This window comes from Chryseomicrobium excrementi (assembly GCF_002798305.1).
Lineage (GTDB): Bacteria > Bacillota > Bacilli > Bacillales_A > Planococcaceae > Chryseomicrobium > Chryseomicrobium excrementi.
The window spans coordinates 815406-841886 of sequence record NZ_PCGR01000002.1 but is presented as its reverse complement, the minus strand read 5'-3'; the positions used below and the strand labels follow the sequence as shown (position 1 = coordinate 841886).

General features: G+C 42.3%; 29 protein-coding genes and 1 riboswitch. Of the genes, 5 read left to right on the top strand and 24 right to left on the bottom strand.

What is annotated here, in order from left to right; genetic code table 11:
* Position 1: 1 nt before the first annotated feature.
* The 14 genes from sufU to CQS04_RS08665 all read right to left on the bottom strand — a co-directional run bounded on the left by sufU (position 2) and on the right by CQS04_RS08665 (position 13758).
* Positions 2-454 carry a Fe-S cluster assembly sulfur transfer protein SufU gene (gene sufU, locus CQS04_RS08730; protein WP_100353758.1) on the bottom strand — a complete coding sequence of 151 codons (453 nt, stop codon included), beginning with the start codon at positions 452-454 and terminating at the stop codon, positions 2-4.
* Positions 444-1670, bottom strand: a complete 1227-nt coding sequence (locus tag CQS04_RS08725; protein WP_100353757.1) for a cysteine desulfurase — start codon at positions 1668-1670, stop codon at positions 444-446. The genes sufU and CQS04_RS08725 overlap by 11 nt, the downstream gene beginning before the upstream one ends.
* Positions 1670-2977 carry a Fe-S cluster assembly protein SufD gene (gene sufD / locus CQS04_RS08720; protein ID WP_100353756.1) on the bottom strand — a complete coding sequence of 436 codons (1308 nt, stop codon included), beginning with the start codon at positions 2975-2977 and terminating at the stop codon, positions 1670-1672. Before sufD ends, CQS04_RS08725 begins: the two co-directional genes overlap by 1 nt.
* Before the next feature lie 17 nt (positions 2978-2994).
* The gene (gene sufC / locus CQS04_RS08715; RefSeq protein ID WP_094944347.1) at positions 2995-3774 is read right to left on the bottom strand and encodes a Fe-S cluster assembly ATPase SufC; all 780 of its coding nucleotides are present in this window, start codon (positions 3772-3774) and stop codon (positions 2995-2997) included.
* Positions 3775-3999: 225 nt separating this feature from the next.
* Positions 4000-4197 (bottom strand): YuzK family famiily protein, encoded by a 198-nt coding sequence (locus tag CQS04_RS08710; protein WP_094944345.1) that lies wholly within the window; start codon positions 4195-4197, stop codon positions 4000-4002.
* A gap of 97 nt (positions 4198-4294) precedes the next feature.
* The gene (locus CQS04_RS08705; protein WP_100353755.1) at positions 4295-5119 is read right to left on the bottom strand and encodes a MetQ/NlpA family ABC transporter substrate-binding protein; all 825 of its coding nucleotides are present in this window, start codon (positions 5117-5119) and stop codon (positions 4295-4297) included.
* A 17-nt stretch (positions 5120-5136) separates the two neighbouring features.
* A complete protein-coding gene (locus CQS04_RS08700; RefSeq protein ID WP_094944342.1) occupies positions 5137-5805 on the bottom strand; it encodes a methionine ABC transporter permease in 669 nt (222 codons plus the stop codon).
* Entirely contained in the window at positions 5798-6823 is a 1026-nt protein-coding gene (locus tag CQS04_RS08695; RefSeq protein ID WP_100353754.1) for a methionine ABC transporter ATP-binding protein, read from the bottom strand. Before CQS04_RS08695 ends, CQS04_RS08700 begins: the two co-directional genes overlap by 8 nt.
* A gap of 109 nt (positions 6824-6932) precedes the next feature.
* Positions 6933-7037: riboswitch (SAM riboswitch) on the bottom strand.
* Between the two features lie 66 nt (positions 7038-7103).
* Positions 7104-7403, bottom strand: coding sequence for a thioredoxin family protein (locus CQS04_RS08690; protein ID WP_100353753.1), 300 nt, complete (start codon positions 7401-7403; stop codon positions 7104-7106).
* A gap of 84 nt (positions 7404-7487) precedes the next feature.
* Positions 7488-7865 carry a glycine cleavage system protein GcvH gene (gcvH, locus tag CQS04_RS08685; RefSeq protein ID WP_094944338.1) on the bottom strand — a complete coding sequence of 126 codons (378 nt, stop codon included), beginning with the start codon at positions 7863-7865 and terminating at the stop codon, positions 7488-7490.
* 70 nt (positions 7866-7935) lie between these two features.
* On the bottom strand, positions 7936-8295 hold the full coding sequence (locus CQS04_RS08680; protein WP_094944337.1) for an arsenate reductase family protein: 360 nt from the start codon (positions 8293-8295) through the stop codon (positions 7936-7938).
* Positions 8296-8386: 91 nt separating this feature from the next.
* Complete coding sequence (locus CQS04_RS08675) at positions 8387-10159, bottom strand: acyl-CoA dehydrogenase family protein (RefSeq protein WP_100353752.1); 1773 nt, start codon at positions 10157-10159, stop codon at positions 8387-8389.
* 15 nt (positions 10160-10174) lie between these two features.
* Positions 10175-11347: an acetyl-CoA C-acetyltransferase gene (locus tag CQS04_RS08670; RefSeq protein WP_100353751.1), complete on the bottom strand. Its 1173-nt coding sequence runs from the start codon at positions 11345-11347 to the stop codon at positions 10175-10177.
* A 26-nt stretch (positions 11348-11373) separates the two neighbouring features.
* Positions 11374-13758, bottom strand: coding sequence for a 3-hydroxyacyl-CoA dehydrogenase/enoyl-CoA hydratase family protein (locus tag CQS04_RS08665; protein ID WP_100353750.1), 2385 nt, complete (start codon positions 13756-13758; stop codon positions 11374-11376).
* Between the two features lie 162 nt (positions 13759-13920).
* Here CQS04_RS08665 and CQS04_RS08660 point away from each other — a divergent pair, with 162 nt between their 5' ends.
* The 3 genes from CQS04_RS08660 to CQS04_RS08650 are packed head-to-tail and all read left to right on the top strand — an operon-like array spanning position 13921 to position 15271.
* On the top strand, positions 13921-14241 hold the full coding sequence (locus CQS04_RS08660) for a thioredoxin family protein (RefSeq protein ID WP_094944331.1): 321 nt from the start codon (positions 13921-13923) through the stop codon (positions 14239-14241).
* Positions 14242-14251: 10 nt separating this feature from the next.
* On the top strand, positions 14252-14710 hold the full coding sequence (locus CQS04_RS08655; RefSeq protein WP_100353749.1) for an STAS domain-containing protein: 459 nt from the start codon (positions 14252-14254) through the stop codon (positions 14708-14710).
* 54 nt (positions 14711-14764) lie between these two features.
* Positions 14765-15271, top strand: coding sequence for a C39 family peptidase (locus tag CQS04_RS08650; protein ID WP_100353748.1), 507 nt, complete (start codon positions 14765-14767; stop codon positions 15269-15271).
* Here CQS04_RS08650 and CQS04_RS08645 read toward each other — a convergent pair.
* Positions 15263-16129: a 5'-3' exonuclease gene (locus CQS04_RS08645; protein WP_100353747.1), complete on the bottom strand. Its 867-nt coding sequence runs from the start codon at positions 16127-16129 to the stop codon at positions 15263-15265. The two genes, CQS04_RS08650 and CQS04_RS08645, sit on opposite strands and share 9 nt — an antisense overlap.
* 90 nt (positions 16130-16219) lie before the next feature.
* On the opposite strand from CQS04_RS08645, the gene CQS04_RS08640 reads away from it, so the two are divergent.
* The gene (locus tag CQS04_RS08640; RefSeq protein WP_100353746.1) at positions 16220-17434 is read left to right on the top strand and encodes an NAD(P)/FAD-dependent oxidoreductase; all 1215 of its coding nucleotides are present in this window, start codon (positions 16220-16222) and stop codon (positions 17432-17434) included.
* A 22-nt stretch (positions 17435-17456) separates the two neighbouring features.
* Here the strand turns inward: CQS04_RS08640 and CQS04_RS13795 are convergent, their stop codons facing one another.
* The 6 genes from CQS04_RS13795 to CQS04_RS08615 all read right to left on the bottom strand — a co-directional run bounded on the left by CQS04_RS13795 (position 17457) and on the right by CQS04_RS08615 (position 22542).
* Complete coding sequence (locus CQS04_RS13795) at positions 17457-17627, bottom strand: hypothetical protein (protein ID WP_165775502.1); 171 nt, start codon at positions 17625-17627, stop codon at positions 17457-17459.
* Positions 17628-17713: 86 nt separating this feature from the next.
* Positions 17714-19012, bottom strand: a complete 1299-nt coding sequence (locus tag CQS04_RS08635; protein ID WP_100353745.1) for a PQQ-dependent sugar dehydrogenase — start codon at positions 19010-19012, stop codon at positions 17714-17716.
* Between the two features lie 244 nt (positions 19013-19256).
* The gene (locus CQS04_RS08630) at positions 19257-19409 is read right to left on the bottom strand and encodes an alcohol dehydrogenase (RefSeq protein ID WP_100353744.1); all 153 of its coding nucleotides are present in this window, start codon (positions 19407-19409) and stop codon (positions 19257-19259) included.
* A gap of 44 nt (positions 19410-19453) precedes the next feature.
* Complete coding sequence (locus CQS04_RS08625; protein ID WP_100353743.1) at positions 19454-21052, bottom strand: YndJ family protein; 1599 nt, start codon at positions 21050-21052, stop codon at positions 19454-19456.
* Positions 21021-21632 carry a DUF4166 domain-containing protein gene (locus CQS04_RS08620; protein WP_100353742.1) on the bottom strand — a complete coding sequence of 204 codons (612 nt, stop codon included), beginning with the start codon at positions 21630-21632 and terminating at the stop codon, positions 21021-21023. Before CQS04_RS08620 ends, CQS04_RS08625 begins: the two co-directional genes overlap by 32 nt.
* Position 21633: 1 nt before the next feature.
* Complete coding sequence (locus CQS04_RS08615; protein WP_100353741.1) at positions 21634-22542, bottom strand: DoxX-like family protein; 909 nt, start codon at positions 22540-22542, stop codon at positions 21634-21636.
* 234 nt (positions 22543-22776) lie between these two features.
* Between CQS04_RS08615 and CQS04_RS08610 the strand changes: the two genes are divergently transcribed.
* Complete coding sequence (locus CQS04_RS08610) at positions 22777-23496, top strand: 3-ketoacyl-ACP reductase (protein ID WP_100353740.1); 720 nt, start codon at positions 22777-22779, stop codon at positions 23494-23496.
* Between the two features lie 256 nt (positions 23497-23752).
* Here CQS04_RS08610 and CQS04_RS08605 read toward each other — a convergent pair whose 3' ends face one another.
* From CQS04_RS08605 to CQS04_RS08595, 3 genes are all read right to left on the bottom strand, one after another.
* Positions 23753-24823 (bottom strand): DmpA family aminopeptidase, encoded by a 1071-nt coding sequence (locus CQS04_RS08605; RefSeq protein ID WP_100353739.1) that lies wholly within the window; start codon positions 24821-24823, stop codon positions 23753-23755.
* A gap of 210 nt (positions 24824-25033) precedes the next feature.
* Complete coding sequence (locus CQS04_RS08600) at positions 25034-25291, bottom strand: hypothetical protein (RefSeq protein ID WP_100353738.1); 258 nt, start codon at positions 25289-25291, stop codon at positions 25034-25036.
* Positions 25284-26435 (bottom strand): hypothetical protein, encoded by a 1152-nt coding sequence (locus CQS04_RS08595; protein WP_100353737.1) that lies wholly within the window; start codon positions 26433-26435, stop codon positions 25284-25286. The genes CQS04_RS08600 and CQS04_RS08595 overlap by 8 nt, the downstream gene beginning before the upstream one ends.
* Between the last annotated feature and the right edge of the window lie 46 nt (positions 26436-26481).

Sequence of the window (26481 nt, the reverse complement as noted above, 5' to 3'; positions counted from 1 at the left end):
TTTATTCCTCCGTTCCTTGATTTTGGTGTTGTACTCCTTTTTCCATTGCTTTCCACGAAAGCGTCGCACATTTGATACGTGCTGGAAACTTAGATACACCACTTAAAGCTTCAATATCTTCTAAGTCAATTGAGTCATCATAGTCTTTGCCTGTCATCATGTCTGAAAAGATTTCCGAAAGCTTCATAGCTTCTTCTACCGTTTTCCCTTTGACAGCTTGGGTCATCATCGAAGCCGAAGACATCGAGATAGAACAGCCTTCTCCGTCGAATTTAGCATCACGAATGATGCCATCTTCCACTTGAAGAGTCAAGTGGATACGATCTCCACATGTTGGATTGTTCATATCAACTGTTAAGGCTTCTTCTCCAAGCGACCCTTTGTTACGAGGGTTCTTGTAATGATCCATAATGACTTGGCGGTATAGTTGGTCTAAGTTTGTATTAATAGACATCGTTGAAATACTCCTTTGCTTTCTGCAGACCCGCTACAAGACGATCAATATCTTCTTTTGTGTTGTACAAGTAGAAACTTGCACGAGCCGTCGCAGAAACGTTGAGCCACTTCATTAATGGCTGTGCACAGTGGTGACCGGCACGCACTGCAATTCCTTGCATATCTAAGACTGTCGCTACATCATGTGGATGCACATCATTTAAGTTGAATGTAACAATTCCAGCCCGCTTAGACGGATCTTTAGGGCCATAAATCGTCAATCCTTCAATTTTAGACATCTGCTCCATAGCATAAGCAGCTAGTTCATGTTCATGTTGTTCGATAGCTTCTAAACCAATCGATTCTAAATAATCAATGGCAGCAGCAAGACCGATAGCACCTGCTATGATAGGAGTTCCCCCTTCAAATTTCCACGGGAGCTCTTTCCATGTGGATTCTTGAAGATCGACGAAGTCGATCATCTCACCTCCGAATTCTACTGGCTCCATAGCTTCTAAATGGCGCTGCTTTCCGTAAAGAACACCAATTCCTGTTGGACCACACATCTTGTGACCAGAGAAAGCGTAAAAATCACAATCCAAATCTTGTACATCGACTTTGATATGAGGAGCAGCTTGTGCCCCGTCTACTACCATTACTGCACCATGTTCATGGGCAATCTTCGTGATGTCTTTAATTGGATTGACGACTCCGAGGACATTGGAAACGTGCATAACAGAAACGATTTTCGTTTTCTCTGTGATGGCTTTCCGTACGTTCTCAATAGTGATCGTTCCGTCTTCTTCTAAGTCGATGTATTTCAACACAGCATTTTTCCGCTTCGCAAGTTGCTGCCAAGGAATAATGTTAGAGTGGTGTTCCATATAAGTGATAACAATTTCATCACCTTCGGATACATTCGCATCTCCGTAGCTTGCCGCTACAGTATTGATCGCTGTAGTCGTACCACGCATGAAGATCACTTCTTTAGTGGAAGTAGCTCCAATAAAGTTGCGAACTTTCTCACGAGCGCCTTCATAGCCTTCTGTGGCACGATTTCCAAGTGTATGCACTCCGCGGTGCACATTGGAATTATCTTGCTCGTAATATGCTTTAAGTGCATCAATGACTACAGTCGGTTTTTGTGAAGTGGCGCCACTATCTAAATAAACGAGTGGATGTCCATTCACCTCTTGATTTAAAATGGGAAAATTGCTGAGGATCGTCTGATTCATTAGCGCACTTTCCTTTCAATGACCTCCGTGAGCTGCTTTTTAACACCTTCAACTGGAAGTGCTCGTACTACAGGCGCTAAAAAACCATGAATGATTAAGCGCTCTGCTTCGTGCTTCGAGATACCGCGGCTCATTAAGTAGTACATTTGCATTGGATCTACTCGGCCAACAGATGCAGCGTGACCAGCAGTTACATCGTCTTCATCAATCAAAAGAATCGGGTTTGCATCTCCACGTGCTTTTTCTGATAACATCAAGACGCGTGACTCTTGTTCAGCGTTTGATTTAGAAGCGCCGTGTTCGATTTTACCGATACCGTTGAAGATAGAAGAAGCTGAATCTTTCATAACTCCGTGCTTCAGAATTTGACCTTCTGAATTTTTACCCCAGTGGATGACTTTAGTTGTAAAGTTTTGTTTTTGATCTCCACGACCAACAACAACTGTTTTTACATGGCCTTCGGAGTTGTCGCCAACTAAGTGCGTTACGTTTTCAACAATTGTATCGCTATCATTCATTAAGCCTAGTGCCCATTCAATGACTGCATCACGGTGTGCTACACCACGACGGTTTACATAAGCTGTATAGCCTTTAGCTAATACATCAACTGCTCCGTACGTAATTTTCGCATTGTCTTTTGCAAGTACTTCAGAAACGATGTTGGCTTGGCCAGTCGCTGTTTCGAAAGTAGACAAGTAATTTTCAACATATGTCAATTTGCTGTTTGACTCTGCTACTACCAATGTATGGTTGAATAGAGAAACAGACTCGTCATCTTGTACATAAATAACTTGAACAACTTCATCCATTTCTACATTTTTAGGAATGTAGATGAATGCTCCACCATTTAATAGAGCTGCATGGTAAGCAGTCAGTTTGTGCTCATCTGGTTTCACAACATCTGTCATCAAGTATTGCTTTACAAGATCGCCATGATCACGAATAGCCGTGTGGATATCTGTAACGATGACACCCTTGTCTTGAAGTTCCTGTGAAACAGAAACATAAGCTGGTGTGTTGTTGCGTTGAATATATAGAGTTTTTTGGTTTTCTGTATCAATTAGAGACTGGATGTCTTGTGGTAGATCAGCAAGTGTAGAATAGCCTTCGCTCTCTACTGTGTGTGCTGAGAATGAAAGAAAGTCCCAGCTCTTAATGTTTGTCTTATCCGGTTCAGGCATTGGCAGGTCCGCTGCTTGCGCAAGTGCAGTTAAGCGGAAATCTGTCATCCATCCCGGTTCTTGCATTTTTTCAGAGTAAGCGCGAATGACTTGCTCTGTTACTGCTAAAGTCGTTTCAACCGTCATGCTGACTGTCTCCTTTCTTATGCTTCTTGCCCAACAGTTTCGTCTTCAATACCTAACTCTTCTTTGATCCAGTCGTATCCTTGAGCTTCTAGTTTATGAGCTAGTTCAGGACCACCAGATTTTACAACGCGACCTTGCATCATCACGTGAACATGGTCAGGAGTGATGTAGTTCAGTAGGCGTTGGTAGTGCGTGATGATTAGGCTTCCGAAGCCTTCTCCGCGCATTTCATTGATTCCTTTAGAAACTACTTTTAGTGCATCGATATCTAGACCAGAGTCAATCTCATCTAAGATAGCGAATGTAGGTTTGATCATCATTAATTGAAGGATTTCGTTACGTTTCTTTTCTCCACCTGAGAAGCCTTCATTTAAATAGCGCTGCGCCATATCTTGATCCATTTCAAGGAAGTCCATTTTGCTATCCATCTCACGGATGAATTTCATCAAAGAGATTTCATCGCCTTCTTCACGACGTGCGTTGATTGAAGAGCGTAAGAAGTCCGCATTTGTAACACCTGTAATTTCACTTGGATATTGCATTGCTAAGAATAGACCTGCTTTCGCACGCTCATCTACTTCCATCTCTAATACATCTTCGCCGTCTAATGTTACTGACCCTGAAGTTACTTCATATTTAGGGTGTCCCATAATTGCAGAAGCAAGAGTTGATTTACCTGTACCGTTTGGTCCCATGACCGCGTGGATTTCACCTGTATTCAGTGTTAAGTTCACACCTTTTAAAATTTCCTTGCCGTCGATTGAAACGTGCAAATCTTGAATCACTAGTGTTGACATTATATACCCTCCATATCTAAGCTTTGAACGGATAATCCCATTCTAAATTATTATCATTCTAATCTTACAGCAATTAGAGGTCGACTGCAAATCATTTAAACGCTTGTCATTCCTGCATTTTTCATTTTCAATAGAAACGTCCTAATTGAGAATAAGTATCATGACGAAAGGCAAAAAAAAGCCTGTAGAATCAAGGTTCTACAGGCTTTTTGTACAACTTCTATATTATCCTCTGTGGGCTTGAGCATCAATTTGAGCAGCAATACGCATGCTTTTTTCGTGATCACGTTGACGGCGTTGTTCCACCTTCATACGCAATTCTTCACTTTGTCTCATTTCATCATAACCGAAACCATGTACGTCACGAAAAGCCAAATTCATTTTTTCCGTGTAAGGCTGTCCTTCTGGTTTGATAACTATCATTCCCTTCAGTTAGTATCTTACGCTATTTAGTGTATACCCACTAGCTAGCGAATGAAACCGTAGGAAGGGAATTTGGCCCTTTTGTAGCACTGTCTAGTTATTCTGTCACAGGTACTACTGAACCGCCCCACTCTTCTAGAATCCAGTCTTGGATTTCTTGAGAGTGTAATGCCTCAACAAGTGCTACGATCGCTTCGTTCTCTTCATCTCCTGCATTAACTGCAATTACGTTTACATATGGAGAATTTGAATCTTCAATTGCGATAGAATCTTCAATTGGGTTTAGACCTGCATCTAGTGCATAGTTCGAGTTGATTAATACTGCATCGCCTTCTTCTTGCTCATACATTTGAACAAGTAGTGCTGCCTCGTAGTTTGGATCGAATTGAATGTTTTTTGGGTTTTCTACAACATCTTCAATTGTTGCAGAAGTTTTTTCTACGCTCTCATCAAGTTTGATAAGACCTGCTTGCTCAAGCATAGAAAGGACACGACCGTGGTCAGCTACTGAATTACTCATTAAAATCGTAGCACCATCTGGTAATTCATCGATCGAACCGAATTTTTTAGAATAAAGGCCGATTGGCTCGATGTGGATGCCACCAGCATTCACGAAATCATAGCCGTTATCAGCTATTTGAGATTCTAGGTAAGGAATGTGTTGGAAGTAGTTAGCATCCAAGTCACCTGAATCAAGATCTTGGTTTGGTAATACATAGTCTTGGTACGTTTCAATTTCAAGCTCAATGCCTTGTTCTTCTAAGATTGGTTTTACTTGCTCTAAAATTTCAGCGTGAGGCACGTTTGATGCTCCAACTGTTAGTGTTGTATCGTCCCCTGATGAAGATCCGCCTTCAGATCCACATGCTGCTAATGCTAAAATGCTTGCTCCAAGTGTTATTCCTGTCAGTACCTTTTTCATCTCAAATCTCTCCTCTGTTATCGTTTATCTAATCGGTTAGTTAACCAGTCACCGATCCACTGGATAATAAATACAATCAGTAGAATGATAATTGTAGCTACAATCATCACATCTGTTTGGTTGCGCTGGAATCCGTCTAAGAAAGCTAAAGTTCCGAGTCCTCCAGCACCGATTACACCCGCCATGGCCGTATAACCGACAAGGGCAATAGATGTAACTGTAATTCCTGACACGATGGCTGGCATCGATTCAGGAAGCAATACTTTGCGAATAATCGTCCACGTTGTAGCTCCCATTGACTTAGCGGCTTCTAAAACCCCACGGTCAATCTCTTTAAGGGCGATAAGTACCATGCGCGCATAGAATGGTGCGGCACCGATAATTAAAGCTGGGAAAGCTGCGTTAGGTCCACGAATACTTCCAAGTAACAACTTCGTGAACGGAATTAATAAAATAATCAAGATAATGAATGGGATAGAGCGGAAGATATTGACAAGTGCTCCAGTCAACCAGTTTGCAATTTTATTGGACCAAGCTTGATGGGGTCCGGTCAAAAACAGCAGCAGTCCGATAGCAAGACCGAATACAAAGGTCAAAGCTGTAGAAATAGCTGTCATGTATAGCGTTTCATATGTGGCTTCCCACATTTTTGGCCAATCAACATTCGGAAATAGATTCTCAATCATGCTGAATCACCTCCGATTGTACTTTTTGTGCGTGTAAGTAACCCAATGCTTCATCGATAGCTAACGCATCTCCATCGATGTGTAAAAGCAGAGTACCTAGCGCACCATTTTGAGTTTGTGTAATGTTCCCTTGAACAATCGTCACTTCTAAACCGTATTGCTTAATCAACCGAGCAATTAGTGGCTGATCCGTTTGATCTCCTACGAAAGTTAACTTCACTAGTTTTCCATTCGGATACATTTCTAAGAAATGATCCACTGTGTCTGAGAAGTGAGCTCCGTCTGAGATCTGTGAAACGAAGCGTTTCGTGATGGCTTGTTGTGGATTTTTGAAGACGTCGATGACTTGTCCTTCCTCCACAACTAATCCATTTTCCATTACAGCCACACGGTGACAAATTTTCTGAATCACGTGCATCTCGTGCGTAATCAAGACGATCGTCAATCCAAGTTGTTTGTTGATGGTGACTAGAAGGTCTAGAATTTGATCTGTAGTTTCTGGATCTAGAGCTGAAGTTGCTTCATCACAAAGGAGTACCTCAGGCCGATTGGCTAGCGCGCGAGCAATACCTACGCGTTGTTTTTGTCCTCCTGATAACTGAGAAGGATAAGCTTTCTCTCGTCCTTCTAATCCTACAAGAGCAATCAGCTCTTTCACTCGCTCCGCTCTTTTGTCCTTAGAAACTCCCGCAATCTCCAAAGGAAATGCGATGTTTTCTTCTACAGTTCGAGACCAAAGTAAGTTGAAGTGTTGGAAGATCATACTGACCTTTTGTCGGAACTGTCGCATGTCTTTAGAAGACAGTTTCGAAACTTCTCTACCGTTAACCTCGATTTGTCCAGCAGTCGGACGTTCTAGTCCGTTCAGTAGACGAATGAGTGAACTTTTTCCTGCACCACTATAGCCGATGATGCCGTAGATTTCTCCTTGAGCAATGGATAGTGAAACATGGTCTACAGCTACGACTTTTCCATTCCCTGTCGTGTATTGTTTAAAGACATCTTTTAATTGAATCATATGCGCGCCGCCTCCTTTCTTTACTTTTTCTGCGGAACCTTTTATATACAAAAAAACCCTTTCTGCGCACAGACAGAAAGGGTCATCGTTTTATCAACGGATATCCATTCTCTCATCTCTCAAAGCGCTAGCTTTGCGTGACTTGGCACCATTTCACTTTCGTGACGGTTGCCGGGCTTCATAGGGCACTTCCCTCCACCTCTCTTTATAAGAGCGACGCATATTCAATTAGTATTGTTGTCAGTAATCGAATAGTATCATAGCTATTTTATAGCGTCAACTAGTTTCTATCATAATTTTTTATTTTTTCTAGTAAGTAAGGTACAGACTGAAATGCATAGATCTTTTCAATAGGTTCTTCGCCTTTTTGAATCAATAAACAAGGCACACTTTCTATCTGATGTTCATGCATGAGCTCTGGTGCGTAGTTTGCATTGATCTGAGGAATCTCTTCATCAATCAACTGCTCACAGACACTTAACATTTTAGACGCAACTTGGCACGTGCCGCACATCGGAGTGTAGATGTAAAGCAGCGAATAACCGCTTTCTTGCCATTCTGTATTTGTGATTTCTTTCATGTTCGTTCTCCACCTTTACTTGCCTAAGGTAGCAAATCTCCCGCACAATCTCAAGAAAAAAGCCCGCCGTAGTGGCGGACTTCATTAGCTGATTAATTCTTCGTACTGTTCTGCAGTTAACAATGCATCCGTTTCAGCAGAGTCTGTTGGCTCTACTTTCACCATCCATGCATTTTCGTAAGGAGATTCGTTGACGAACTCCGGGCTGTCTTCTAAGGATTCGTTCACCGCTACTACTTTACCGCTTATCGGTGCATAAAGCTCTGAAACCGTCTTAACGGATTCCACGCTACCGAATGCGTCACCTGCTTTGATTTCGTCGCCTACCGCTGGAAGTTCAACGAATACGATGTCCCCTAGCTCAGACTGTGCGAAATCTGTGATACCGATTGTTGCTGTGCCCTCTTCATGCTTTACCCACTCATGGTCTTTAGAATAACGAAGTTCTTTAGGAATACTCATCATTAATCTCCTCTCGACATCTGCAATTTTCTCTTTAATAGTGACACAATTTGAAGCTTTCGACAAGCTCTTATTTTGTCCAAGTAGCTTCAAAATCTGGCTCTTTAAACCCAACCGTCACTTTCTCGCCATCAGTTGTGAACGGCCGTTTGATCAACATACCATCTGACGTGAGGACGTCTAGTTTCTCATCATCAGACATGGTAGCTAATTTGTCTTTCAAGCCAAGCTCACGGTATTTTTGACCGCTAGTATTGAATAATTTTTTCAATTCCAGACCATTCGATTCAGCCATATTCTTTAAAAGCTCTCGACTAGGCGGTTGTTCTACGATGTGATGATAGGTATAGTCGATACCTTGTTCTTTCATCCATTTTTCCGCTTTTTTACACGTTGTACAGTTCGGATAGCCATACATCTCAATTGCCATGTCCATTCCTCCTTCAGTCTCTCTAGTACTAGTATACCGAGAAATCGTCCACAAGAAAAATCCCTGCACGAATGCAGGGATGGACAAACACTTATACTACGTATTTTTCAGCGTCGATCAACTTCACAGAAGCTTCACGTTTCTTAGTCACCAAATTGTACGGTGTGTTGCGCGTCAACTTACGAAGAGCCGATAGCATCATGCGCTGGTTGTCGCCGTCAACAGCAGCAAGCAGTGTATCTTTAGCATACTTTTCGATTTCTTCGAAAGCCTCTTGGCAATAGATCTCTGTATAAAGGATCTTCTGAGCCGCTTTTTCAGCTCCTACTTTTTCTAAAGCTTTTTCAGAACGAAGCAATGCAGATTCCATAGCGAAGACATTGTTAGCGATATTCGCAATGTTCACTAAAACTTCTTGCTCTGCATCAAGTTTCGCGCCAAAGCGCTGTGCTGCAAGACCTGCTGCAAGTAAACCAATCTTCTTCGCATTCTTCACTAATACTTTTTCTTTTGCTAGTGGCTCGTCGCCCACTTCTTCTGGCATCATCATCAGAAGCTCTTCTTGAAGCTTCATAGCTTGCTGAAGTAATGGCAATTCACCTTTCATAGCTTTCTTCAAGAACGTACCAGGAACGATCATACGGTTGATTTCATTCGTACCTTCGAAGATACGGTTGATACGTGAATCACGGTAAATACGTTCTACTTCATACTCTTGCATGAACCCGTAACCACCATGTAATTGAACGGCTTCGTCTGCAATGTAATCCAACACTTCAGAACCGACAACTTTGTTAATTGAACATTCAATTGCATATTCAGCGATAGCTGCTGCAATTTCTTTCCCATCTTTTTGTGCTTCTTCTGAAAGCTCGTTCATACGGTCTTCAAAATAACCTACTGTACGGTAGATTAGGCTCTCCGTAGCATAAAGTTTTGAAGCCATTGTCGCTAGCTTCTGCTTCGTCAAGTTGAATGATGAAAGTGGCGTTTTGAACTGTTGGCGTTGGTTTGCATAAGAGATAGAAAGCTCAAGCGCACGCTTCGCTCCACCTACTGTACCTACACCCAGCTTGTAACGGCCGATATTTAAGATGTTGAAGGCAATGACGTGGCCACGGCCTACTTCACCTAATAAATTCTCTACAGGCACTTCAGCGTCTTCTAAAATCAATGTACGAGTTGATGAAGACTTGATACCCATCTTCTTCTCTTCCGCTCCAACAGAGACGCCTGGGAAGTCTTTTTCCACGATGAATGCAGTGAACTGCTCGCCATCGATTTTAGCGTATACTACGAACACATCCGCAAAGCCTGCATTTGTGATCCATTGTTTTTCACCGTTTAATACATAGTGAGTACCAGCTGCGTTCAACTTCGCAGATGTCTTCGCTCCAAGTGCATCTGAACCAGAACCTGGCTCTGTCAGTGCATAAGCAAAGATCTTTTCAGCAGTTGCTGAGTACGGAAGGTATTTTTTCTTTTGCTCTTCGTTACCGAAAAGAACGATTGGTAGTGAACCGATACCTACGTGTGCTCCGTGAGTGATCGAGAAACCACCTGCTACTGACATCTTCTCAGCAATCAAAGCTGAAGATACTTTATCTAATCCTAGGCCGTCATATTCTTCTGGAATATCCGCTGCAAGTAAGCCTAGTTCTCCAGCTTCTTTTAATAGACGTACAGAATGTTCAAACTCATGGTGCTCCAAGTTTTCAACTACTGGCAATACCGAGTTCTTTACATAGTCCTCTGTAGTTTTCGCAATCATCTTTTGCTCATCAGAGAAATCCTCTGGTGTAAATACACGATCAGCTGTTAAATCTTCGATTAAAAACGCTCCACCTTTTACTGCTTGTGACATGTGAATGTCCTCCTTTTATAGTAATTCGAATACGCCTGCAGCACCCATACCGCCACCGATACACATCGTGACAACACCGAACTGCTTCTGTTGACGTTTTAATTCATGGATCATTTTAAGAGTTAAGATAGCACCTGTTGCTCCAAGTGGATGCCCTAGTGCAATCGCGCCGCCGTTGATGTTGACTTTTGTTACATCTAGATTCAACTGGCGAATGATTTGAAGTGATTGAGAAGCGAAGGCTTCATTTAACTCCCAAACATCAATATCTTCAATAGAAAGCCCTGCAAGCTTCAATGCTTTTGGAATCGCTTCGACTGGCCCAATACCCATGATTTCTGGTGGAACTCCTGCCGTTGCGAACGAACGGAATTTTGCAAGTGGCTTCAAGCCTTGTGCTTCCGCTACTTCACGGTCCATAACTAGTAAAGCTCCGGCACCATCAGAAGTCTGAGAAGCATTCCCAGCAGTAACAGAACCACGAACGTTGAATGCAGGACGAAGCTTCGCAAGTGTTTCTACTGTCGTCCCTTTACGAACACCTTCATCCATTTCGAATAGACGCGTTTTCGTCTGTTGCTTGTTGTTCCCGTCTACAAAATGATGCGTCACTTCTACAGGAACGATCTCGTCTTTAAATTTGCCAGCTGCAATTGCCGCAGCTGCTTTTTTATGAGACTCCACAGCAAAAGCATCTTGGTCCTCACGGCTGATGCCGTACTTCATGGCAACTTGTTCTGCTGTGTGCCCCATCCCCATGTAATACTGAGGTGCCGTCTCTGCAAGAGTCGGGTTCAATCGAAGTGTGTTTCCTGTCATCGGAATCATACTCATCGATTCCACACCGCCGGCAATGATTGCTTGAGCATGGCCGACCATGATGCGCTCTGATGCGTAGGCGATGGATTGCAAACCAGATGAACAGAAGCGATTGATTGTGATCGCTGGTGTCGTATCCGGAAGACCTGCAAGCGCGCCGATATTACGCGCTACATTCATTCCTTGCTCCGCTTCAGGCATTGCACAGCCCATGATCAAATCATCGATTGGTCCTTCATAGCCTGCTCGTTGTAATGTTTCTTTTACCACTAGCGCCCCGTAATCGTCAGGACGTACAGTGGCCAGTGAGCCTTTTTTTGCTTTCCCAACAGGGGTACGGGCTCCTGCTACTAATACTGCTTCACGCATGGATTGTTTCCTCCTTTTGATTTCGGTTAGTTACGAAGTGGTTTGCCTTTGACAAGCATGTGCTGCATGCGCATTTGTGATTTCGGTTCTGCTACTAAGCTCAAGAACGCTTCGCGCTCCAAGTTCAATAGATACTCTTCATCAACTAGAGTGCCGTATGGAACTTCTCCACCTGCTAATACATAAGCAAGTTTCTTCGCAATTTTCATATCGTGTTCACTGATGTAACCAGACAAACGCAAGCCTTCAGCTCCTACGAGCATCGTTGCGTAACCTGGTGCACCAGATACAGGAACTTTCTGACGAATCGGTGCTTTGTAGCCCGCTTCATATAAATGTAAAGCCGCTTGTTTCGCATCGTAGATCAAGTGATCCGGGTTAACGCTGACGCCGTCTGCTTGGTTTAAGAAGTTGTTTTCACGTGTTTCTTCACCAGATGTCGATACTTTTGCCATAGCAATCGTCTCGAATACAGTCGTAGCGACTTCCACGTAGTCCACTTTGACGTTGTTTGGTAGAGAGCTCAAATGCTTGATGTAAAGCTCTTTGTTGCCTCCGCCACCAGGAATCAAACCAACACCTGCTTCTACAAGACCCATATAAGTCTCCGTCGATGCTTGAATGTGTGCAGTCGGTAAGCAAACTTCTGCTCCTCCGCCTAGTGTCATACCAAACGGTGCCGCTACAACAGGTTTAGAAGAATATTTGATTTTCAACATCGCTTGTTGGAACATGCGAACAATGAAATCCAGTTCAAAGATGTTGTCATCTTGCGCTTCCATCAAGATCATGCCAAGGTTTGCGCCGACACAGAAGTTCTTGCCTTGGTTCCCAATAACAAGTCCTTTGAAATTCTTTTCTACTTCATCTACTGCAAAGTTGATCATCTGTAGAATGTCCGGTCCAATCGAGTTCGACTGCGAATGGAATTCAAGAAGTGCAATCCCGTCTCCAAGGTCGATCAAGCTTGCCCCACTGTTCTTTTTGATGACGCCGTGTTTCTTTTTATATGCCTTTAAATCAATGACTTTTTCATTTGTCGGTACCTTCGCATAGTCAGAACCTGTAAAGAAGTACAACTCGCCGTCTTCTTCTTTATAGAAGGAACTATGTCCTTGATCAAGAAGTGCTTGTACGAATGCTGGAATCTCGTGGCCTTCTTCTTTCATGTGAGCCACTGATTTTTCTACACCGATAGCATCCCAAGTCTCAAATGGTCCTTGCTGCCAGCCGAAGCCCCATTTCATTGCTTGATCAATAGCTACGATATCATCAGCAATCTCACCGTGAAGCTCTGCAGAGTAGCGAAGTACTGGACTGAAGATGTTCCAAAGAAGCTCTCCTGTACGATCTTTCGCGTAAACGAGTGTCTTCACTTTGTTTGCGAGACCTTTTTCTTGTTTCGCAAGTTCAAGTGAAGGCGTTTTCAATTTTTTCACTGGCTCATAATCCAGAGTAGATGGGTTCAATTCAAAGATTTCTTTATCCTTCTTGACGAAGAACCCTTGGCCCGATTTTGCACCTAACCAGTTGTTCTCCACCATCTGCTTCATGAAAGCAGGTGGATCAAACACCTTTTGCTCATCACCTGTCGTCTTGTCGTAAACATTTTTAGCTACATGTAAGAACGTATCAAGACCTACTACATCTAATGTGCGGAACGTAGCTGATTTTGGACGACCGATTGCAGGACCTGTTACAGAATCCACTTCACCTACTGAATAGCCGCGTTCGACCATTTCACGCAGTGTCACGAGTAAACCGTAAGTTCCGATGCGGTTTGCGATAAAGTTTGGCGTGTCTTTCGCAACGACGACCCCTTTACCTAAAACGTCTTCCCCGAAGCGTTTCATAAATTCGATGACTTCTGGTTTCGTTGTTGACGCTGGGATTACTTCTAGCAGTTTCAAATAACGTGGTGGGTTGAAGAAATGAGTTCCTAAGAAGTGACTAGCAAACGCTTCGCTTCTTCCCTTTGTCATATCTTCGATGCTGATACCTGAAGTATTCGAAGTGACAATGGTACCCGGAGTCAAAATGTCATCGATTCGAGCGAACAAGTTTTGTTTTACTTCCAAGTTCTCGACGATAACTTCTATGATCCAGTCGACATCTTTTAATTTCTCTAAATCATCTTCTAAGTTTCCTGGTGTAATTAATTGAAGGTTCTTTTTAGACGTTAACGGTGCTGGTTTTTGCTTCAACAATTTTTCAAGCGCGCCCGTTGCTACTGAATTACGAAATGCAGGCGTTTCTTTTGTCCATCCTTTTTTTGCATCTGTTTCATTTACTTCCTTTGGAACGATATCAAGTAAGTACGTTGCAATCCCGCTATTTGCCAAGTGCGCTGCAATTCCAGACCCCATGACGCCGGATCCAATGACCGCTGCTTTTTTAATTTGATATGACACTGAGATGCCCCCTTCATATTTTGAATGAATACTCATTCATTTTCCCTTAGTCCTAGTGTAGAACATATTTTAAATTTTCGCAATACTATTGTTAGTGCTTTGGATTTGTCTTTTAGTGGCTTTATTGTAAACTAAGAGTACATACAGAAAGGGAGTTGCTTTATGGAACCTATCAAAACAGTGGATCAGTTTAACGAAGTCATTAATTCAGGAAAAGAAGTCATGGTCAAATTCCAAGCTGGCTGGTGTCCAGATTGCCGTCGTATGGATATGTTCATCGACCCAATCGTGGAAGAATACAATCAGTATACGTGGTATGATGTGAATCGTGACGAGCTACCAGAAATTGCTGATAAATATGAAGTTATGGGAATTCCAAGCCTTTTGATCTTTAAAGATGGAGAAAAGAAAGCGCATCTACACAGTGCAAACGCGAAGTCTCCGCAGCAAGTAACTGATTTCTTAGAATCCGTGAATGAGTAGGAGACCCATTATGACAACTGAACAAGAGGTGCTCCAGTTACGAGAAGAACTGGAGTATTACAAATCGATCGTTTTTAACATGTCGTCTCCCATCATTCCGTCTATTGTTCCAAAGACGATTATGGTACCTGTTGCCGGTTACATCTACCGTGAACGTTTCAACAACATTGAAACTCACGTCTTAAGCTATATCGCCGAACACCGTGAAGTGGAAAATGTAATTTTCGATTATACAGGAGTTTCTACTGATGATGTCTCAAACTTTGATTTCAATGAACTTGCCATAGCCATTTCAAGCTTGAACAGTTCGATGAAATTGATGGGAATGCGTCCAATTTATGTTGGCTTCCATCCAAAACTGATTCAAGAAATCGTTCGTGCAGGAGTGCATGTCGAGATTGAAACCTATCAATCCTTCCGTAGCGCGCTGCAAGGTTTATTGCATGAGTCCAATGGGAAATTAAAATAATACGATTACAAAACGTGCCCCTAGAAAGGCACGTTTTTTTGGAGGTGTCTCTAAATGAAAAGAATCTTACCGTTTGAAGGGATGTCTCAATACGATGAACGTATTGAACCTATGCTGCGCTCTTCAGCTTGCGGACCGACCACTGCACATCTACTACTCAAACATCTCGGCCTTCCCGCACCTTCTGTCAACAGCCTCTATATTCTATTAAAAGGGACACGCATCGGTCTTTTCACACATCGCTTTGTGATAAATTTAAATCGACTTGTGGGACCTGAGTGGACTGCAGAAACTTGTACCTTACATGAAGCTCTTCAAGAAATAAAAAAAGGACGGCCGGTAGCCGTCAAGTTTGATAAATACTTTTCATTTGAGTTCGATCTTCAGTCTACGTTCGCCTACCACTGGGTCCCTATGACGGGCTATTCCGTAGAACAGGGAAAGCTCTATCTTTATGTACATGACAATGGCGGACCGAACCGAGAAAGCAAGCTTCGCAAAATTCTATACGGTCCCAATCATTCCGTCCTAACATTCGTCAAACTAGCTCCGTCAAAGTAGCTGACGGAGCACTTGTTTGTAGCCATTCTGGTTACAGAACTCTTTTGCTGAATGCGGCGCAGTTTCCCAGTACAGTTGATCGAGAGTCACATCAATCGGCACATCATCGCGAATGACTGCAAGTTGTTTAGAGATGGCAAGTAGCTCGCCTGCTTCATCTATTTTCTTGCGCTGCCCTGGCTTTAGCTCTTCTTTTGCCGCTAGCACCCCATCCACACTTCCGTACGTTTGAATCAACTGAAGTGCCGTCTTCGGACCAATACCCTTCACTCCCGGATAGCCATCGCTGCTGTCCCCCATGAACGCTTTCACATCTGGAAATTGATGCGGTTCAATCCCATACTCTTCTCGGAAACGCTCTAGATGATACGAGTCATAGATGGAAAATCCTTTTTTCGTAAATTCGATGGAAACATCGGGTCTTAATAATTGAAGAAGATCTTTATCCCCGCTAACTATCGTAAAGCGCCCTTCCCCTTGCCACTTCTTCGTGACAGAAGCAATCGTATCGTCCGCTTCCATTCCGACTACCCCTAGGTTCGCCCACCCAAGCTGCTCCGAAAGCTCTTGCGCCATATCAAACTGAGGAATCATTTCTTGAGGCGGTGCCGGTCGATTGATCTTATAACCTTCGAACAATTCATTACGAAACGTGTGCATCCCCTTGTCCCAAGTGACAACTACGTGACTTGGTCCAAAAATATCCCTTGCGGTTAACACGTGTCTGGCAAAGCCTTGTACGGCATTTGTCGGCAACCCCTGCTCGTTTACAAAAAATTGTCCTGACATCGCCGTTGCAAAAAACGAACGGAACAATAAAGCCATGCCATCGATGACGAGTATATGTGGTGTTTGCATAATAAAATCCTCCTTTATACTTCTCTCTAGTTTAGCTTAAGATCCCTCACGGGTATAGTGAGCCTATATGACTAGAAAAGGAGAATGAGTATGCACATACATAACGGAAATCTCTACTGGCCTCAGACGACATCTCCATTTGAACCACAACCTGTACCTGAACGATTGGAACACTACGATACGCTAGTAGTTGGAGGTGGCATGTCGGGTTCATTGACTGCTTATCAATTAGTGAAAGACGGGAAGAAAGTTGCTGTGTTAGATAAGCGTCAGTTCGGAACGGGGAGCACGAGCGCGAACACGGGCCTTCTCCAATATTCAAATGACATCATGCTGTTTGAACTGATTGACCAAATCGGAGAACAAGACGCTGTCCGATTTTATCAGATGTGTTTAGAGGCTATGGACGAATTGGAGAAAGTGGCTTCTACGATTCCTGGAAATGGGGACTTTATAAGAAGACCTAGTATTTGCTATGCAAGTGTAGAAGACGATGTAGCAAAACTCCAAAAAGAATTTGCAGCGCTCACAAAGCACGGATTCCCTTGCGACTACTGGGATCAATCAGATGTCGAGAAACACCTTCCGTTTTCAAAGCCCGCTGCACTGATTACGCACCAAGACGCTGAAGTGAACCCGCTGAAGTTTGTTCAAGGGGTTCTTACTAACGTAGAAGAACTCGGTGGTCACCTATTCCCTTTCACGGAAGTGACCGAAGTTTTTGAAACACCTGACGGATTAGACGTTCGGACTTCTAATGGAACATTTTTTGCTTCGACGATCATTTATACAACCGGATACGAAACGGTTCCTGTAGGGAAACGAATCGGAGCAGACATCAACCGCTCCTATGCCATCGCTACAAAGCCTGTAGATGCGATTCCAGAATGGTATGAGCGCGCCTTAATTTGGGAGACGAAGCGACCCTACTTATACGCACGATTAACTGAAGAAAATGCCGTAGTAGTCGGAGGTCTGGATGAAGACAAGCCGGAAGCTCCTTATTCTGACGACTTAATTGAAGAACGTGGCGAGCGTCTGTTAGCAGCGCTAAGTGAGTTGTTCCCAGACCAAAATTTCGAGATCAATGCTTGCTACGCGGCAAGCTTCGGTGAATCTATTGATAACTTGCCGTTTATCGGAGAACACCCGACAAAAGCTAACCACTATTACTTGCTCGGCTACGGTGGGAATGGAACGGTCTACAGCATGCTGGGATCTGGACTACTCCTCGATTTAATAAATGGGAAACCGAATGCAGATGCAGAGATTGTACAACTTGAGCGGAAATACGGAGTGCGGTAATAAGGAACAATGGGAGGGCCAGTCAATCGACTGGTCCTTTTAAATACTCCCGTATTGTACTTGATTCAATCCCAAATGTGCGCTGTAAATACCGAAAATGCTTCAGAATCTCTTCTAAATCTTGTATGCCTTGATCCGTGCGCTCCGCTAAATTATGAGGATGAAAATAGAGATGGTAATCGCGTCCCTTCATCGCCGTTACCGTCACACCCTATTTTGAACCTGTGCACCAAACTAAAATAGAGACCCCCGAAGAGGTCTCTACTTAGATATGAGTCTTTATTCTGCTGCAGTAATCTTGTAAATCGAACCGCCATCCGTGATGGCAATAAGTGCACCATCTTCAGTTACAAGAATATCGCGGAAGCGTTGCCCTTCATCAGCCAACAAACGTTCTTCTCCAACGACAATGTCATCTTCAATAACCACGCGCACGATATAGCTCGACGCTAAACCGCCGATGAACAAGTTGTTCTCCCATTCAGGGATAGCGGTGTTATCGTAGAAGGACATCCCACTTGGAGCAGCTGTTGGATCCCAATAATAGACGGGCTCAACAAAACCTTGCGCTTCGTGTTCCGAAATCCCCTCATTGATCAATTCACCAGAATATTCGATACCATAAGAAACAATTGGCCATCCATAGTTGTTTCCTGGTTTGATGATATTCAGCTCGTCCCCAGCTTGTGGTCCGAATTCAACAATCCAAAGGTCTCCTGTTACAGGGTTGAAGTCCACACCTTGAATGTTTCGGTGACCGTAACTGTAAATACCGCCAAGAGCGCCTTCCTCTTCAATGAATGGATTCGAATCGACCGGTTCACCGTCTTGTGTAATGTGAATGACTTTACCTAAATACGCATCTAGGTCTTGTGCACGTTCACGAATCGGATCATCTGAACGCTCGCCCGTTGTTAAAAATAAGTTGCCATCCTCATCAAAGATAATACGTCCACCATAGTGTAAGTCCCCCTCATATGCAGGTGTTGCTTGGAAGATGACTTCAAAGTCTTCAAGTGAAGTTTCATCTTCTGATAAAACACCTTTCCCTAAAGCCGTGACCGTACCGCCATCAAGATCTTGAGAGAAGGTTAAAAATACAAGTCGTGATTCATCAAAGTCAGGTGCAACAGTAACATCCAGTAAACCACCTTGACCTGCGTTGTTTACTTCCGGTGTGCCTTCGATTGGCTCTGAAACAGATCCGTCTTCAAGATTTACAATTAGAAGTTCTGCTGTGTCTCGTTGCGTCATCAAAATGCGGTTTGGTTCAAACTCTTCCATCCCCCAAGAGATGCCAAGACCCTCAGCGATGACTTCTACGTTCAGTTCTGTTTCCGTCTCTACTGCAGGTGCTCGTGTCTGTTCTGGAAATGCCGGTTCAAAATCAGTAACTTTCGGCTCCGTTTCTGCAGAAGTGACTTCTTTAGTGTCCTCATCAGTACCTTCCTCAGTTGTAGTACCCGAGTCATTCATTGATGGTTCGTCTGCCGTCTCCTCGTTGCTACATGCTGCGAGTGTTAGTAACAATAGCAGCATTGCAAAGAACATGAATCTTGACCACGAAACTTTTGTCATTGTTTTGCCTCCCCTATTCTAAAATAATTTTGTTATGATACCAATTTCAATCCCCTGAAACCAAGATTAAAACCTGTTCAGAGTTCTATACCCTAATTGGAGCTATAAATTCCTTTGAATTAAAGATATCATAATTATGTTTGAGAAAATAATATTTTGCTTATATTCACGTGACAGAGAAAAACTAACATGATTTTAGTACACAAAAAAACCAACTCGATTATGAGTTGGCCGAAAGATTCTATTATTTTTTGTCTTGTTTCTCTTGTTTCTTCTTCAAATAAGCCTCGCGAATCTGATCCAGCTTTTCTTTTTTGTTCGAAACAGCTGGTCGTTTACCGTCTTGATATTTATTAGCTAATGCTTTACTTTTATCGTCTAATTGATATTTTCCCATTGTGGTCACCTACTTTTATCTTAAAAAAAATTTGCTCTATCCTTCTAGTAAACCATTTTTAGCCAATAAAGTACAGGTTTCCGCGGATTGTTAGTCTTTTCAGTTATCACATAATCGATATGTAAAAAATGAATTCCGAACAACGTCATGTCGTGTGTCGCATTTAAAGTTCCATTATGTTCTTCTATTATGAAGTACTCATGAAGAGGCAATTTAAATACATAACGACCGATGGCAAGGTATGTTCCTGAGTCCCCAATCCCCCTGCTAGTTAGATGAAGGTGTTCGTTCTTCGCAGTCAGTTCGAGAATTCCGTGCATGGAAGAGAACGGCAATGGTAAGGCGATGTTCATAAAAGTTAACCCATCTGTCTCGTGCTTCGAATAGATTGCAACAAAGACCGTCTCCGCTCCGATTCTTCTCTGCCAGACTCTCGGCATGTCTCTTCCATCGAGCTGTTCGTCTACTAGTAGAATGTCGCCTGTCATTTCTATTTGAGAGGAGGAATACGGCAGATTGAGCTGTCCCATTCTTCGACTTATAAATTGATAAACAAATGCGAGGGGCTTGAACCAAGTCGCCCAGTTGATCGAGGCCAGTAATTGAAAGTTCTCGGTGCGTTCGTAAAAGCGTTTAATTAGCGGAGATAGGTTCTGCACATCTACATAGTCACGGAGATCATCTACTAATCCAGGATGTTGTACACCGGTCTCTTTTAACTTCCCACGGATTTTGCTGACTGGAAAACTATACGGTCTTTGATCGGTTGCAGGGCCATGTAATGCCCAGCCGAGCACCGTAAAGGAACCAAACACCAAACAATTCAACAAGCCGTGAAAAGCCAGCATGTCTGGAATTGTTACGATTGTAGTTCCCGTGAAGTTTCCGAAGGCATAGAGAAGCGATCCTAAGATGGTTAAACATAAAGTGAGAAATGACAGTCGAATTAGAAACGATTGAGCTGGTTGTAGCTTCAAGCGGAATACATAAAACGTCAACGCATAAATGGCTACTACATAAAGCGAAACCGACAGAATCTCAATGGTATAGGAAAACGTGATTCCAATGGCCACCGTCATCGGACCTGTTGCAATGATCAGCGCACATAGCTTATAGAGTTTCGTCATTCGAATGCGGCCCAGCAGCCCGACTGAGATGCAAAGCATAAATGCGGAATAATGAAAGTGGATAGCTGTTAGCCAGTTAGTAAGAGGACTAAATCCGGTCTCAAATTCTCCGATAAACGCAAGAAACCACATGCCTCCAATTGCGATATAGATGAGTCCTACATCAATCATGATTTCAGGTGTGTTCGTGAATCCTCGATTTAAAAAGCGTTCCACGCCTTTCCACGCAATCAACAAAGTGCCTATCAGGTAAATGATTGCACATACCATTTCGAAAGAAGCCGCCACATCCAATTGCAATGCCGTGACAGCCAGCATGCCGAGCGCTAGTATCGACTTATCCAGTTTGCTAAGAGGCATGACAAGTTGCAATAACGTCGGTATAAAAATGAGCTGAGCACTTGTTAAATAATATGTATATCCTGCATGTTGGCCTAGTCCGAAACTAATAGAGAACAAGACGATTCCCAAAACAATGAGCGGGTTAACGAGAGCGTTCTTTAAATTTACCAGCATACATCAGTATCCTTCCTAACAAACTGTTGTAAATCGATACATGAATGGTGTAGACGTCTTTCTTTTCATCATACCCCTCTATCACCGTGACACGCCCCTGCAGCAGATTCGGGATGGCGACTTCCTTCTTACCTAGCACCACTTTTTGTGCTCCGGAAGTGATCATCAGAAACCCATCTTCTGTGACATCGAACAATAAATCTGAATAGAATAGAGGGGCGTCCCCTAAATAATCTTTCACGAGTCGTCTCTCAAAATCGACTGTCATCTTCGCGTTAAATTTTCGAGTGACCTCTGGAAAGAAAAATGTCCGTTCCCACTTCACTTCAGCTTCTCCAGCTTTATTGATGTCGCACTTGTTGACGATAGTAAACGGAATATCCTTGCCACTCTCAGGAAACAGAAAGTTTAATTTGGCTGCGAACTGATAGAACGGGAGAAGCAATTTGCTGCCATTTTGAATCTCGCTCATGACGCCCTCCGCATAAAACTCCTCATCTAAAGGCAATGCATAGCGATGCTGAAGTTTCGGGTGCAGTTTTTGAAATGACTCCCCTAACAAAGTCGAGTAAATGGTCATGCTACTTCCCTCTCTTCCGTTTGCAGCTTTTTGCAGTCGGCAATTGCTCGTGAAGTAGCAATCCGACGATCGAGACTATCCACAAGGTCACATTCAGTGTGATGACATTGAACGGTGCAATCGCTACAGCTGGTTCCGCAAGGATTGCGCTGAGCGTCAAAAATGGGAAAATAACGACTTGTAGTTGTAGTAAACGCTTCTGCAGGTTCGGAACAAGCCAGCAAAAGCCAAACAATATCTCCGCTATTCCTACCCAGATAATCGCAGTGGATGCTTGAGCATAGTTCAGGGGAGATAGTTGCAGTAACATTTGGATTTCCAGTGGTTGCTGCGTCAGCACCTTCGGAACGAGTCCTTGATAGAGCCAGACAAATGCAAATAGAAAACATATCGCGTAGAACGAAAAAAACCTGCGATACTGCGTTTTCGGACTTTCCCCTACTTCGATCCAGCGCTTAAGTACATCAAAACTTAAAGCAGTTCCCCACCCCATTACCGGGCGGAACAACCGATCAAACAGTCTCCCGAAAACTCCAAATCGTACTTGATAATCGTACTGCGTTAAAAACGTAGTCCCGTTTTCATGAGGAATGTACTTCCAGTGACCTTTTCCTTCAGCAATCGGAGAAATTAATTGCTCCGTCCCAAATTGTAACGAAGATGTCTTTTCGCCACTCGCTTTCTCGTGCGTGCCTTTACTTTCACCCCAACCTGTCACTTGAACTCCAGGCATCAACTTTGTGGAATAGGTGAAGGTTTGCACATCATCATCCGGCAGCTTGTCATTGTATGTAATTGAAGTAAACCGCAGATCCCATTGGTCGTGCAGCTTCGGATCTTGGCTGTATTCCCAGACCTTTTCAATGGTATCTTCTATTTCGATTTCGACGTAGATCGATTTTGCTGGCATGGGCTTCACATCGTTTCTCTGATAAGTGATTTTGTTTCTCTTCTTATACTGATATTACCATTTTTCATTGAGTGCCAACAAAACAGTCTCATTGAAACTTTGTTCAGAGACAGTTTCTTTTACCATTACAAAAGTTTCGTTAAGTCACTATACATGCATTTCTTCTAGAAAACATCGATAATAAAAAAGTAGATCAAGGTGGAAACCATTATCCCCACAATGAGGAGTGTTACGATGGAAACAATCAAAGGAAAGACAGCGATCATTACAGGCGGCGGACGCGGTATTGGCCGTGCAACAGCCATAGCGCTTGCGAACGAAGGAGTTAATGTCGGTTTAATCGGTTTGAATCAAGAGAATTTAGATAATGTGGCGAATGAACTGAAAGATACTGGTGTCCTAGTAGCGACTGCTTCTGCAGACGTGACGGATCTTTCTGCAATCGAGCAAGCAATCGAACAACTCAAAAGTGAACTTGGCGCAATTGATATTCTGATTAACAATGCTGGCATCGCAAAATTTGGAGGCTTTATGGATTTGTCTCCGGAAGAGTGGCAGAATATTGTCGACGTTAACTTAATGGGCGTTTATAACACAACGCGTGCTGTACTGCCAGGCATGATTGAACAAAGCTCAGGCGATATCATCAATATCTCGTCATCTGCTGGGCAAAAAGGAGCTCCAGTGACGAGCGCGTACAGTGCTTCGAAATTCGCAGTCTTAGGTCTTACGGAATCACTTGCCCTTGAAGTACGCAAGCACAATATCCGCGTAACGGCTATGACGCCAAGTACCGTGGCCACTGATCTTGCGCAAGAGTCTAATTTGATTACTGGCGATGTAGAACGCGTCATGCATCCAGAAGATCTCGCTGACTTAATTGTCGCAAGCTTGAAACTGCACCCACGTGTCTTCGTAAAAAGCGCAGGACTCTGGTCGACAAACCCGGCTTAAACGGAATAAGTATGCTTACCCATGATGATATAAATTGACTTGGTTTAATAGAAATAGAAACGGCATTTCCGAAAAGGAAGTGCCGTTTTTTTGGTTTGATCGAGAGATAAGTTTTTTTGTTGATCCATTGCGGCTTCGATTTGTATACCTATTGAATAATCTTGAATTCCGGATTTGTTTTGGGGACAGGTACCTTTATCTAAGTTCACATCGTTTCTTAGATAACTGAATCCATCACTTTTGGACACATATGCAATCACAAGTTCGTGAGTGAAATGCCAAACTCATCAATCAAATCTTTAAATGCCGGTCTATGATTTCCGTCTCGCCCAACAACCGCTTCGGCAGTTATTAACGAGTTTAATACCGCTTCTTCTGTGGCTTCTCGGATGGCTCTGAATGCCAAATCCAAATCCTCTTCGTGAATTTGAGGAATTTCCAGTAGTTTTTCAGGCTTATAGTGTGGAATTTTTGTTGCTGTGGAAAACCCTATAACGATTTCCCCGCTCCCATGCGTAATGATAGACCCTGTTCTCGATAGGCCAGTAACCGACCTTTTGATAATTCGATTTAGTTGTCTTTCGGAAACTGGAAGGTCCGTAGCCACGATCATCATAATGGAGCCCTTGTCCTCTTCCTTATCCGAGTCTTCAATGGCAGCCTTCAGTTCTTCGCCAACAGCCTTCCCTTTTATCAGCAAGTCACTTAAAATACCAAAGTTCGAAAGCACCAAAACACCCATCGTGTAGGTTCCATGACTCATCTCCATTATTCGAGAAGAAGAACCAATCCCTCCCTTTAACGAATAACAGAGCATTCCAGTTCCCGCTCCAACCGAACCTTCCTCAAATTCAGAAGATGCATTTTCAAGTGCTTGAAGAATATGTTCCGGTTTAACCGATTTGGCTCTTATATCATTCAAAAACATATCGTTGCATTCACCGATCACAGGATTGATCGTGCCTGTAGTCTTTCCAATCTCCGGATTTTTCTCTAACATATAATCTATTAACGTATCCGCAGCCACTCCAATACTTAACGTATTCGTCAATAAAATGGGAGATTCTAACGTGCCTAATTCCGAAATCTGAATGGTCCCCATCGTCTTTCCAAAACCATTGATCACGTGACTCGAGGCAATCAATTTATTTTCAAAGATATTGTCTTGATGAGGAATAATGGCTGTCACGCCAGTTTGCACATTTTTCTCACTGAGTGTCACATGTCCAACCGAAACTCCTGCTACATCTGTAATTGCATTTAATGGTCCCGTCCCTAACTTTCCAATTACTACTCCATAGTCTCTGATTCGTTTTGGGGTTAGCATTATAGTTTCCTTTCTTTCTATACCATTTTTTGTAATTAGCATGTATGAAAAAATACAAATTCCTCAATGCTCAATCATAGTATTGGTATTTACCAAATTTATAATAAATTTCACGGCTACTTTTAATAGGAACGACTAACTATTATTAATTGATAACTAAGATTGCAGTAATACATTTCCTTCTGTACTTCTAATGCTTATATCCCTAGCTCATTTACCTTTTTTCAATAATGTCTTAACGACATATGCTCCAACTGTACCCAGACCTGTCAGAGCAACTGCACCGCCATTTTTCATACCTTTTCCAACACATTCTTTGCATAGTAATCCCCTTTTTGTCATATTAGAGCAGTCTTTATTTATACAAATTTTAAATTCAGTCTGACATGAATCGCATCTAAATTTATTTTCCTTGATTGTATTAAACTTCCTTCTACGATTACAAATAGGGCAATTTGATTCAATCATCACTATCACTTCCCCAAATAATTTTCGGATCTACTAGATAAGAAACCTTCACATTTTTAAATTGAGTATCTGACAGTCTGTCATGCATTTGATTGGCACTTTCAATAATGACTTCATTTTCCTTAACGCTATCTATTAAAGGTAATTTTCTTGTTTCTAATTTTTCATGTATATCAGATAATGTTATTTTCTCATCAATGCTTATGTCTTTGATATTGAATATATATACCAGCTTGTTCGCTAATTCCAAGGAATATAATTTAACTTTCTCACTAAGCGTAGTATAGTATCTTTTTGAATTTTGATATTCACCAATTACTTGATAACACGTTCCGATTAATCCTAAAGTCTGAAAATAAATTTCTATTAGAAACCCAAATTCATCAATTAGTTCTTTTGACTTTTTAATATAATTGCTATTATATTCCGTTCTATTTTTATTGAATATATCCCATACTTTCAGTCCTTCGATAAAATCTTCTTTAAGGCTATGTTGAATTTTACGTTTTAAAATGTCTTCAATTGTCGCTTCGAAAAAATTTGATAAAATTATTAGCTCTGCTATACAAGCATTAACTCTTTCAATAGCTCTCTGATTAGGAAGTGAATCTATCGCTTCTTCAATTACAGATTTTATTCCATTTAAAGTTGAAACCTTTTCTCGCCATAGAAACTCATTTATATGCTCTATCTTTTCATCAATAGCTTCTAGTCTCCTTGAAATTTCTGCCGCCTGCATTTGACCTGATAAAGTGCATATACTTCTAGAAATGTTTGAAAGAGCAGTTGTTTGTTTAGCTTTTTCTAAATGTCTTTCAGCTTCTTGCAGCTTAGCTTTCCCTACAAACCTACCCGTTGCAGCGTTTCTTATTACAATTGATCCTTTCTTTATTATCAAGTCTCCATTTGAAATACCTTCTTGAAATTCGGGTGTTACTATTACTTCCCACAAACTCTGAGCTGTTTCTCCAACTGCTTGAATTTCTTGTTTGAATTTTTGTTTACCTTGCAATGCTTTTGCTACAGCATCCATGATTTCTGGTGGTAATTCAAAATCATGTTTATATTTCTTTACTGAAGTATCATTTCTAAAGCTTATTTCGCCATTTTCAAATTCGACTATATCTTTTTTCTCCTCCTTCAAAGTAAACTCTCCCCTCTTTTATTCTATTCAGACAATATGATAGTAA